This window comes from Salegentibacter sp., assembly GCF_041642575.1.
Taxonomy (GTDB): Bacteria; Bacteroidota; Bacteroidia; order Flavobacteriales; family Flavobacteriaceae; genus Salegentibacter.
In genome coordinates, this window is sequence record NZ_JBEPWD010000066.1 from 1 (window position 1) to 12,217 (window position 12,217).

Here is a 12,217-nt window from a genome sequence, read left to right on the forward strand (position 1 = left end):
GGTTATCTTGGTTTAATAGAATTTTTAAAGGAAAATCCTGAATATTATGGAGTTTTTTTAGAGACGGCTCATCCTGTAAAATTCCTTGAGACTGTTGAATCGGCAATTGAGGAGAAAATTGAAATACCAAACACTGTAAAAGCCTTTTTGAACAAAGAAAAACATTCTGAGGAAATCAGTGATTATGGAGATCTAAAGAGCTATTTACTGAAATAAAAAAATCCCGAAAATGCTAATTTTTCGGGATTTTCTTTTTAAAAACAGAATTTTTAATATCTGGCTGAATCTCCTTCCTTAGGCAGTGAGTTCTCAATAAATTCCCGAATATCGTCATTTGCATTTTTCAGGTCTTCGGCTCTTAGGTACATCATGTGCCCGCTTTCATAGCCTTTAAAGCTGAGACGATCTTTCATTCTTCCGCTTTTATCAAGCTGCCACATTGAATATTTCGCATTGAAATAGGTAGTAGCACCATCAAAATAACCTGATTGTACCAATACGTCTAAATTAGGATTCTGGGCCATTGCCTGTCTCAGGTTTTCACCGGTATTGTCTCCACTACGATCCCATGGGTGAACAGGACCGAACATAAAGTATTTCAGGTCTGTTTTATAATTGAGTTCTTCTCTTAGATAATGATTTATCGCCGGAGTGAATGAATGTAACCAGGAGGTGAGCTCAGAATTATAATCAGGAGAATCACCGGCTTCTTTGGCATCAAGTCCCAGGTAACGGGAATCAAGTCTACCCACGGTGTAACCGCTTTCTTCACGCAAGAGTTCCTTCCAGAAATAGCGAATTGGCACCTCAAGATTATTCTGCAAGATCACTTTTTCCGATAACCCGGAATAGTAAGCCATTTTCTCTGCGGCAGCCTGTTTTTTATTGGTTTCGGTAAAACCACCTTTGACCAGGGCCGGCAATAGTTCGTTAATTGCATACTCTTCTACTTCAGCGAGAAGATCTTCCAATTCTCTGTTTTGCAATTCCTGCGGAAGTGCATCATGGTACCAGGCTGCTGCGGTAAAATAGGGCAGGCGATTGGCCACTTCCACCGGACCTTCGCGATCAATTCCAATTTCAGTAGGGGAGACAAGGATCACTCCGTTTAGGTACATCCACTGGCTGTTTTGTAGTTCCAGGGCAAGTCCGGAAACTCTTGTGGTTCCGTAGCTTTCACCTATAAGATACTTTGGTGATAACCAACGGTCATTACGGGTAACGAAAGTGTTTAACCACTCGGCCAGGTATTTAATATCTGCCCTCACCCCGAAAAATTTCTCTTTTTCCACTTTTCCATCTTTATCGGGAATAGGGCGGGAGTAGCCTGTGTTCACCGGATTTACATACACGATATCGGCAACATCCAGAATAGAGTGTGGATTTTCTTTTATACCATAAGGCTGAACCGGGAAACCTTCATCATCAATTTTCAGAACCCGTGGTCCTGTATAGGCAATATGCATCCAGACCGATGCTGAGCCCGGACCTCCGTTGAAGGAAATTACCAGCGGGCGGTTTTCAGTGTCTTTTATATTGCTGCGTTTGTAATAGGTGTAATGAAGACTGGCGATAGGTTCTCCATCTTCATTCCACAGTGGCTGAGTACCCGTGGTAGCGGTGTAATTAATATTTTGTCCTTTAATTCGAACTGAATGATCGGTAACGACAGTAGTGTCAACGGGAATTTCAACTTTTTGGGCAAAAATTCCGATTGAGGAAAAAAGGAGAAGAAAAGTAAAAATATGTTTCATTGAATCAGGTTTTAGTTGAATTTAAACCGAAAATACACTGATTCAATGAATCCTACAAAAACAAACTCTATTTAAATTTATCTTTGTCCTTGGAATGTAAGTTTTCATCTTTAAAGATGATAATATAACTTAGATAGATCCCCATTACAGCGGCCAGGAGAAAAAATACCATTGCTAATCCCGGATATCCAAATATTGTAAAGTCTGAAGGAACCTGCATCAACATGGAGGCACCAATTATCATGGCAGCTACTATCAAGCCCAGGGTGATACGGTTTGCTACTTTCTGAAATCCATCAGTGACCCGTTGTTCATCTATAGCATCAATATTTAATTTGAATCTGTTATTCGCCAGATTTTCAGATATTTTGTTAAGTCGTTCCGGTAGATGTTCTGTAAGTTTTTTTGTTTCCAACACAAACGAAAAGAAGTTTTCGGGCTTTAATTCCTCATACATCTTCTTGCGCATAATTTCATTCACGTGCCTTCTAATTGCTTCTTTCAAATCGAAATCGGGATCAAGTACCGCAATGATCTGATCCATATTCAGCAGAATTTTTCCCAGGATATTGACTTCAACCGGAATATGGATGTTATTACTTGCTGCAACACGATTTAACTGAATGAGCAATCTACCTGTTTGCATATCTTTTGCCGTACTGGTCTGGCTGTCCATAACCAGGTCACTTATCACCTTATTGAATTTAATGAGATTGGCTGTTTCAGTATACTCACTCATATTCAGTAGAACATGAGCTGTTTCCTGGCCATCACTTTTGCTAATAGCGAGTAGAAGCTGCAGCAGGTATTCCTGAAGTCCGGGAGTGAATTTAGCCACCATCCCCAGGTCCATAAGCGCAATTTTATCATCACTGGTGAATTGTATATTTCCAGGGTGAGGATCTGCGTGTACAAAGCCATCGTTTATTACTTGTTGCAAATAGGCTTCTACCAACTCATCTACAATAGGACTATAGTCGAACTCCAGCTGTTTTAATGGAGAAAGGGAAGTCACTTTCTTTCCTTTAATAAAATCCATGGTCAATACTTTGGAAGTAGAGTAGTCCAGGATAGGTTGCGGAACGATGAGATTTTTATATTGTTTCAGGTTTTTGCCAAGGGTAATGAGGTTTGTTGCTTCCCTTTTGTAGTCGAGTTCCTGTAGCAGGATTCGCCGAAGTTCGGTGAGTACGTCATCAAAGGCATATCTTCTGGCGACATCACTGTGTTTTACAGCCAATCCGGCCAATTCCTCTAAGGTATCAAGGTCTTCCAGGAATTTTTTACGTATTCCAGGCCGCTGGATCTTGATTGCAACCGGTTTCCCTGACCGGAGGGTAGCTGTATGTACCTGTCCGATAGACGCACTTGCGAGAGGTTTTTCATCGAAAGTTTCAAATGCCTTGGAAATTCGGGTTCCTATTTCATCTTCTACGATACTACGTACTTCTTCATAAGAAATTGGAGGTACGTCGTCCTGCAGACTAGCCAAAGCTTTTAAATAATTGTCGGGAAGTAAATCGGGACGAGTAGATAGTAATTGTCCCATTTTAATATAAGTGGGCCCCATTTTCTTAAGATCTTCTACTAATTCTTCAGGGGTTTGGTCGTAGTCTGTTGGTTTTTCCTGATCCTCCGGTTCATCCAGGGCTGAATTGGCAGTTTGGTGGAAAAGCTCACTGTTCCAGTATTTCAGCATAAACCCAAAGAACTTTCTATAGCGTTCCAGGTTATCGGGTAATACAGACATAGGTTTAGTTGGTTTGTTTGCAGATTAAATATATCTATTTAAAATTATACCCCCAATAAGCAGTGATTTCAATTGATGTTTTTTGGGAAATATTTAAAACAATAGAGCATTTATCTCATATTTTTCCCAACAACTTAATATGATAACTCCTTATTGAGTTTATAAATATTCTGCGGATGCCCAAATATGTAGAGTAAATCCCCCTGCTCAATGACTGTATCCGGACGAATTTCGGTTAGGTAATGGGTGTCACGTTTAATAGTGAGAATGGTTAAATGATATTTGTTTCCAATTTCTGCTTCCTGAATGCTTTTCCCTACTATACTGCTGTTATTTTGCTGAACGCTTATGGTTACGATTTCCTTGTTTGGAATATGTAAATGTTGCAGAAACGGCCTATGCGGTTTTTCTTTCAGGGAAGTTAACATCTCATAATCTGAAGAACGGATATTATTTATGAAATCCTGGATCTCATTATAGGGCACCAAATATTTCTTTAAAACTCTGGTAAATATCTCAATAGAAGTTTCAAATTCCTCGGGAATTACTTCGTCGGCTCCTAGTTTCAGGTTTTCTTCTATTTCCCTTACATAACGGGTCCGTACGATGATAAAAGCGGCATTGGTAAAAGACCTGATATTACTTATGATCTTTTTGGTTGCTCCGGGATCAGAAATTGCAATTACCACAACTCTGGCCTCATGGATGTGAAGGTGTTTAAGAATTACAGGATTGGTAGCATCTCCGTATACCACCGGTTCTCCTTTGGTCTTTGCTTTATGAAATGCATCAGGATCGATATCCACTATCAGATAAGGGATCTCTGCATTTTTGGCCGCTTTTGAAATATTCTCGCCGTTTATTCCGTAACCCACAATGATCAAATGATCTTCAATTGGCTTTTTAGAATCTTCTTCTGAAACCGAACTCTTTCTGAAACGATCCAGTCTCCTTCTCACGGGGGCGGGCATAGGGGCTTTTAGAAGGAAATAAGTGATCCTGGGGGAGGCGTTGATCAAAAATGGGGTTAAAGCCATACTAATTATGGAAATTGCTAAAAAGTACTGGTAAACATTCGCGGGAATAATATTGTTATCCATCCCAACGCCTGAAAGCAGCAAGGAGAATTCCCCAACCTGAAACAGGCTGAACATCGTCATGAAAACAGTACGTGGCGGATAATTCAGTATAAGAACTGTTCCTGCGATCACCAACATTTTTAATAAGACCACGCCAATTACCAGCAGCAGGATATAGAGGAAATTTTCTATAAAGAAATTCAGGTCCAATAAAGTTCCTACTGAGATAAAGAAAAAACTAATAAATATTTCCCGAAAGGGTAACACATTTGCTGTTGCCTGATGGCTGTATTCTGATTCTGAAATAATAAGTCCGGCGAAAAAAGCGCCTAAAGCAAGAGATAAACCTGCCGAGGAGGTCAGCCATGCGATTGCGAAGATAAATACTACAACAGTTAAGATGAAAAGTTCGCGGCTCTTGGTCTTTACTACCATAGAAAAAATCTTTGGGACTATGTAGCGGGCGAGGAGGTAGATCACCACTCCTAAAACCAGGAATTTTAAAATAAGGATACCAACAGTTTCCAGAATATTATCGGACTGCCCGGCCAGCAGTGGAGTAAAGAGCATCATGGGAACTACGATGATATCCTGAAAGATAAGTATGCCAAGACTAATGCGGCCATGAGGTGCCGTTATTTCCCCTTTTTCCTGAAGGATTTTTAGCACTATTGCGGTACTACTTAAGGAGAAAAGAAAACCTACAAATATGGCTGCACTTAAAGGCAAGCCAATAAAATATGCAATCGCAGCAGAAATTATAATCGTACCACCAACCTGAAGACTTCCTCCAATTAGCACAGTACGTTTCATGCTTATGAGCTCCCGTAATGAAAGCTCAATTCCAATGATAAAGAGAAGAAAAATAATCCCGATTTCAGAAAGCAATTCTACTTCATGCTGACTGCTTATAAGGTTAAATGCATAGGGTCCGGCTATAATTCCTGCAAGAAGAAACCCGAGTAAAGAGGGAACCTTCATCTTCTGAAACAAGAGAATAATGAGGATCGATAATCCGAGAATAATTACGATATCCTGTAAAATAGGGATTTCCATTCAGCTTGCGCGTTGGTTGGTGTTGATTGTCTAAGTTAGCAGATTTTGACGTATAACTAAAATAAAAAAGCGACAGGTTTCCCTGCCGCTAAATGCTCAAATTAAAATCTATTAACCTTTTAACCAAGCTTCACGCAAATTCACTTGCGTACTATCGTCGTCTTTTTCAGTAATCCTTGATGAGGTGGTTGTTGGTTGATGAGCTTTGGCGCTGAGATTTAATTCCTCGCCGTCACGCTCAATCACAAAAGTAACCTCTTCACCTTCTTTCCAGGACTCGGCAGTCATTACCATATTGTAGGCACTCTGGATATTGTATTCCTGGCCATTGATCGATTTCAAAATGTCACCACCTTCAATTCCAAGTTCATCCAGGAAAGAATTAAAACTGATATTTTCTCTGAAGATGATCTCCCCGGTATCGGGATTACCATCAATATATGGGGTTTGCCCCACAAGGAAATATCCTGAATTTGTGGTGAACTCTTCTTCCTCCAAACCTACTTTTTCAAAGAATTCGTTGTAGGGAATAGGAGTGGAGCCTGTAACATACTTATCAAAAAATTCCTGAATTTCAGGATAGGATAAGTCTACTATCACCTCTATTAATTCATCGTCATTAAATGGCTGGTCTTTCCCGTATTTTTCTGAAAGTCTTTTCATGAGATCAAGCAGGCCTGTTTCACCTCCGCTTAATTCCCTTAACCTAATATCAAGAGCCAATCCAATCAAGGCTCCCTTTTGATAAACATTATAAAAACTGTCTTTATATTCCGGTTCAAGAATGTTTCTGCTCATTTTTGTAAAAGGTACGGTATCGTCATAATTTTTAGATACCTCAATCTTTTCAGAAATTCGGTTATAAAACTCCTCGTTATCGATAAGTCCCTGATTAACCTGGAATAAATTCGCAAAATATTCGGTTACGCCTTCATACATCCAAAGGTGCTGAGACATTTCAGGATCGTTATAATCGAAATAATGAATTTCTTCGGAATGAATATTCAGAGGAGTGAGAATATGGAAAAACTCGTGGGAGACAACATCGGTCATAGTTTCCTGAAGTTGCTCGGGTTGCATCATTTCCGGTAGGACCACTACTGTTGAAGTGTGATGTTCAAGAGCTCCGAATCCACGGGCATCTTGTTCTTCTGTATCTGAAAGATAGAGCAGAATTGCATATTTCCCAGTATTATCTATTTCCCCAAGAAATCTCTTTTGGGCCGAAATCATTTTCTCAATGTTCGGTTTGATGTCTTCTGAAGTATATTTTTTGTTTGGCGAATATACGTTTACCAATACTTCCATATCCTCAACCATAAAGCTGGTCGTATCCGGAAGGGAATACATAATGGGGTTATCTATAACTTCAAAATAACGATTAAGCAGAAAGATATCGGTTTGGTAATCTGTTTCTAAGCCATTCTTTATCTCTGCCAGACTTAGGGCAGTTCCCGGAATTACCGTTTCGGGACGGGTAATCTCCAGGCGATATGGTTCCTCGGTTAAATTCTCAAAATAGCCAACAAATCCGTGAAGATTTAGCACGAAATTTTCGTCTTCAGAAATATTTGTTCCACTGGGGGAGAACACTCCTTCCTCTCCTTCAATATCAAAGGAATCATTTACCAGATAGGTGACCTTATCTAATTCTGAAGCCTTGGGTATTACCCAGGTATTTTCATTTTCCCGGCGGAATTCCAGCTCGTTACCCTTATAATCCAAAGCCTTAAAATCTTCGATAAACTGGCCGAAATTATTGTTTGAATAAGTACCGGGTATTATCTTCGGAAGATAGAAGCTTATCTCTTCGCCGGTTAGTCTTTCCGGGTTTACGCTTACTTTTACTTTATCATCTTCAATATTAACCAGATCAAGCGATGCCAGGATAGGTTGTTTTGATTCCGGTTGAAGCTGTGTGGTTTTACATGAATATAAAGTGCCCAGAAGAGCTAAAGTGAATAAAAACTTTTTCATTATTAAAGGTGAATTTTATCAGTTAGACTCCGGAAAAAGCAAAAAGTTACATTTGAAGGTTTATTTTTAAAAAGGATATAAAAAAACCACCGCTTAAAAACGGTGGTTTATTCAGAATGAAACTAAGTTTATTCTCTAATATGACCTTCACCTAAGACATAATATTTATTGGTGACCAGTTGTTTCAATCCCAGCGGTCCCCTATGGTGAAGTTTATCGGTACTAATCGCTAACTCAGCACCAACACCCATTTGGCCACCATCGGTAAAGCGGGTGGAGGCATTATGGTAAACCGCAGCGCTATCAACCTGCTCCATGAAAGTTTGAGCTTCATCTCTGTCTTTAGTGATAATGGAAGCAGAATGACCTCCTGAATATTTGTTGATCTTTTCAATGGCTGAATCAAGACCATCAATACTTCCCAGGACGATCTTCATGGCTAGAAACTCTTCATACCAGGTATCTTCAGAAGGAACTTTCTCTTCATCGGTCAGGACTTTTGAAACTTCCTCATCTACAAGAATGGAAACTTCATTTTCCCTGAACATTTGCTGAAGTTCTTTCAGTTTATCTTCATATCCCGAAATGTTCTTGTCTATTAATACCTTATCCAAAGCGTTACAACCTGAGATCTTATCGATCTTGGCGTTGAGCATAACCTTTTTGGCGGTTTCGAAATCGGCGTTTTTAGAAACGTAGAGGAAATTGTTTCCGCGACCACTAACGAGAACTGCTCCCGTGGCGTGTTCTTTTACAAAAGCGATCAAACGCTCCCCGCCACGTGGTACAATAAGGTCAATATGTTCCGGTGGGTTTTTCAGAAATTCCTGGGTTTCTGTGCGATCTAATTTCAGCATTTCGATCCAGTTTTTTTCCAGGCCGTTTTCCTGAAGGGCTTCGTGCCAGCATTCTTCGAGGATCTTATTGCTGTGAAATGCTTCTTTTCCTCCTTTTAGATAAATCTTATTATTGGCTTTAAAAGCCAGCATAGCGGCCTCGATGGTAACATCGGGTCTGGATTCGTAAATGATCATTATTGTACCGAAAGGCGCCGTTTTATTGGTGATATCCAATCCGGTATCAAGGCGTCGGTGTTCGATGGTTTTCCCCACCGGATCCTCCTGATCCATTACTTCTTTAACAGACTGGATCATTGAATCTACTTTTTTCTCATCAACGATAAGTCTGTCGTACATTGCCTGATCACTTTTTCCAAAGGCTTCCAGGTCTTTTTTATTTGCTTCAATAATATCTTCGCGCCTTTTATCCAGGATATTCATCATGGATTTAAGCACATTATTTTTGGTTTCGGTTTTTATCAACTTCATTTTAAGAGTTTTTTCTTATTTCTATTATTTTGTTTTATGCGGTAAACTTGGTGCCTACAGGTTTTCCTTCCATAATATCAAGTATTACGTTAGGACGTTTCCCATTGGCAATATAAGTGGTGATATTTTTGGCGGCAGTTCCTTTAGCAATCTTGATCTTAGATTCCATTCCGCCACGGCCTTCACCTTCGCCTTTGCCAGATTCCTGAACATATTTTTCTACATTCTGATCAACCTGAACCTTATTTAATTTCTCTGAATCTTCATGATCCGGATGCCCGGTGTACAGCCCCTCTGTATCACTAAGGATGATCAGGGAATCTGCCTGAATTAATTCGGCTACCAGACTGGCCAGCTCATCATTATCAGAGAACATAGACATGGTTACCGAAACTGCATCATCTTCATTGGCAATAGGGATTATTCCTTCAGATAATAAAGACTCATAACAGTTTATCATATTTTCACGGTGAATCCCAGGACTAAAGTCTCTTTTGGTAGCCAGAACCTGCGCGCAGCGCATTCCGAAGTCATGAAATAAACTGTAATAGTGACGCATCATCCTGGGTTGACCTACCGAAGAAAATACCTGTCTTCTTTTGGAGGGATCTGTGATTTTAATCTCTCCCAGGATTTCCTTTCCGGCAATTGCAGAACCTGATGACACTAATACTACCATTACATCCTGTTCATGTAAAGTAGCGATCTGTTCTACAAGATTTCTTAATATAGGTTGCAGAATTCTATTGTCTTTATTGGTCATGACGTTTGTACCAACTTTTACAACTATTCTTTTTTTATCCATTTCTTTGTTTTTGAAAAAATATATTTCTTTATACTTACTCCTTACCAAGTTCAACAGCTCTGTCAAATGCAGCATAAGCCGCATCTTTAATAAGCTCTTTAACATTATTGTCTTCCATAGAATCCAGGGCGGCACGGGTAGTACCTCCTTTGGAGGCTACACGGTCCATCCAGGTCTCCGGGGAGAGATCAGATTCGTTAAATAATTTTACTGCGCCTTCAAAGGTTTGGCTAACCAGGACTTTAGAATCATTTTTTGAGAAGCCCATTTTTAGCGCTGCTTCCAACATGGATTGCATAAAGTAGAATACATATGCCGGACCACTACCGGAAATTCCTGTGGAGGCATCTATAAAGTTCTCTGTTTCAACATGAATAGATTCTCCGGTGGTGTCCAGGAGATTCCTAATCATTAATAATTCTACACGGGAAACTTCTTTAGCTTCGGTATAGGAGGTAACTCCTTTACCAACCTGAGCCGGTAAATTAGGCATAGATCTGATTACTTTCTTAACATCCAGACCTTGCTGGATCTTGGCAATGGTAACCCCTGCCATTAGAGAAACAAAAATTTGTTCATTATTTACCAAAGGTTTAATTTCTTCGAAAAGGCTATCACAGTGATATGGCTTTACCGCTAGGAAAACTATATCGGCATCCGGCAAACATTCTTCAATATCGTCGTAAACATCAAAATGATCTATTTTGCTCAATCTGGTAATAATATCAGCAGATTTGTCGAAGATCATTAGATTTCTACGATTTAATAAGCTGGACTTTGCCATTCCCTCGGCATAAGTAAGTCCCATGTTTCCGGCTCCAATAAGTAATACTTTCATGTATTGTTTTTTTGGTTAATTTTTATAGGTATTTAACCTGTATTTACTATTCTTTCACGCTCTATGGCACAAAGACCATACAGCTTTCTGGATCCAGTGCCTGATTTTCGCCTGATTCATCAGTAAGTTAGCGCATTTTAAGGATTTCTATTCTTGATAAAAGGTTAAAACTGATTTAAATTTAGTTTAAAAAAATAGAGTAGGTGAGGGAAATAAGAATCCTAAAACATGGCATAGCAAAGACTTAGAGTTTTCCAGGGGCCTCAGTTAATATTCATCGTACAGACTTAGAATTCATAGTCAATCCCTCTATTACTGATATTAGGAAACCCACTATTGAGTTTGTTTATGTACGATAGTATATATCTATAATAATTTCATAAACTGCTATTTTGGCAGTTTAAAATACCCGATTAGTCACGAAAAGGTTTTCGTTTATTTTTGGTTTCTATTGAAGTACTCCGTCCCATTTTAGACTGGCAACAAGTAAATCTACATACTGATTAATTGTTTTCTTTATTTTTTTAGGGTTTTTCAAATCGATTTCCCCCTGCCATAGGAGTTCTCTTTGTCTATCCTTTGGAAGTGTATAGATAGAGGTTTGGGTATGATAGGTCTTAGAACCGTTGATGTCTTCATGGAAAATTCCCTGATTTGAGTAATAATCACTTTTGAAACTGCGGTAACTACCTTTAAGGTTGAACAGACTGGATCTGAGGTCTTTATGGGATTCAACCTGAACGATTTTGCTTAGAAGAACCGTATTATATCCTTCCTTCAGTAAATATTTCTCAAGGTTATTTAATTGTTTTTCAGTGCTTTCTCCGGGAACGAGCATATCTTCCATAACCCTAACACTAGCCATTGCCTCAACATTATTCTTCTTAAATTCTTTTTCAAGGGAAGTCTCAAAGGACTCCCGGAATTCAGTTAAAGGGGTCATCCCAATTATCAGTATTTTCTCAATCTTTGGTTTTTCGGCCCTGTATGGAGAATGCGACTCTACCAATCTTGTAGAACTGCAGGCAGTAAGAAAGAGCAAAATTACCGGAAGAATATATCGCATAAGAGCCAATGTTTTAAAGCATGAAATGGCGGATCACTTTAAAAGTCTTTTCTGCTTTTGGTTTTTTAAAGCTCCGGATATCTTTTCAAAGATATCTTTTTTTAATTCTTTGTAAGTATCAGAAAAGCTATTCATTTCCCTCATAATTTGCCGGTGCTCCTCTTTGTATTTTTTCTCTTCTTCGGGTTGATCTTTTCCGTCAACCAGAATATCCAGTCCGTTTTGATGTTGGGTCACTTTCCTGGTTAGGGATTCCATCTCCTCATTTGATTTTTTTAGGCGATCAATTAAGGAGTTGACTTCTGAAACCAGGTTCGACTCGATTATCGGTAAGGTATATTCCCTTAGCATATCTTCAAAGAAAAGATGTTCATCCTTAATGAAAGCAAGGATGGAACTCCATTGTTGTGCACTGTAGTGCATTTCTTCAGGACTTTTCCATTCAATATATCTGAAATTCTTCTGCTCTTCCATGACTATCGATTTTTAGGTTATGAATTTTCTTTGGTGATCAAAAGATCCCCGGTATAATTAAAGATTTGTGATTGCAAATCTTTCAAACCG

At 39.1% G+C, this 12,217-nt stretch carries 9 protein-coding genes and 1 pseudogene; 1 reads left to right on the top strand and 9 read right to left on the bottom strand.

Annotation, left to right across the window (positions count from 1 at the left end; all coding sequences use genetic code 11):
• Positions 1–216 (top strand): annotated as a pseudogene (locus ACESK1_RS09830) (threonine synthase); the annotation flags it as partial.
• A gap of 53 nt (positions 217–269) precedes the next feature.
• Here ACESK1_RS09830 and ACESK1_RS09835 read toward each other — a convergent pair.
• From ACESK1_RS09835 to ACESK1_RS09875, 9 genes are all read right to left on the bottom strand, one after another.
• A complete protein-coding gene (locus ACESK1_RS09835) occupies positions 270–1,754 on the bottom strand; it encodes a S10 family peptidase (protein WP_372920008.1) in 1,485 nt (494 codons plus the stop codon).
• 67 nt (positions 1,755–1,821) lie between these two features.
• Positions 1,822–3,504 carry an ABC1 kinase family protein gene (locus ACESK1_RS09840; RefSeq protein ID WP_372920009.1) on the bottom strand — a complete coding sequence of 561 codons (1,683 nt, stop codon included), beginning with the start codon at positions 3,502–3,504 and terminating at the stop codon, positions 1,822–1,824.
• A gap of 134 nt (positions 3,505–3,638) precedes the next feature.
• Complete coding sequence (locus ACESK1_RS09845) at positions 3,639–5,639, bottom strand: cation:proton antiporter (RefSeq protein ID WP_372920010.1); 2,001 nt, start codon at positions 5,637–5,639, stop codon at positions 3,639–3,641.
• A gap of 111 nt (positions 5,640–5,750) precedes the next feature.
• Positions 5,751–7,616 (bottom strand): peptidase M61, encoded by a 1,866-nt coding sequence (locus ACESK1_RS09850; RefSeq protein WP_372920011.1) that lies wholly within the window; start codon positions 7,614–7,616, stop codon positions 5,751–5,753.
• 128 nt (positions 7,617–7,744) lie between these two features.
• Positions 7,745–8,944, bottom strand: a complete 1,200-nt coding sequence (locus tag ACESK1_RS09855; protein WP_372920012.1) for a glutamate-5-semialdehyde dehydrogenase — start codon at positions 8,942–8,944, stop codon at positions 7,745–7,747.
• 34 nt (positions 8,945–8,978) lie between these two features.
• Entirely contained in the window at positions 8,979–9,749 is a 771-nt protein-coding gene (proB, locus tag ACESK1_RS09860) for a glutamate 5-kinase (protein ID WP_372920013.1), read from the bottom strand.
• Positions 9,750–9,783: 34 nt separating this feature from the next.
• Entirely contained in the window at positions 9,784–10,587 is an 804-nt protein-coding gene (gene proC / locus ACESK1_RS09865; RefSeq protein WP_372920014.1) for a pyrroline-5-carboxylate reductase, read from the bottom strand.
• A 448-nt stretch (positions 10,588–11,035) separates the two neighbouring features.
• Positions 11,036–11,653, bottom strand: coding sequence for a hypothetical protein (locus tag ACESK1_RS09870; RefSeq protein WP_372920015.1), 618 nt, complete (start codon positions 11,651–11,653; stop codon positions 11,036–11,038).
• Between the two features lie 33 nt (positions 11,654–11,686).
• Positions 11,687–12,127, bottom strand: a complete 441-nt coding sequence (locus ACESK1_RS09875; protein ID WP_372920016.1) for a hypothetical protein — start codon at positions 12,125–12,127, stop codon at positions 11,687–11,689.
• Between the last annotated feature and the right edge of the window lie 90 nt (positions 12,128–12,217).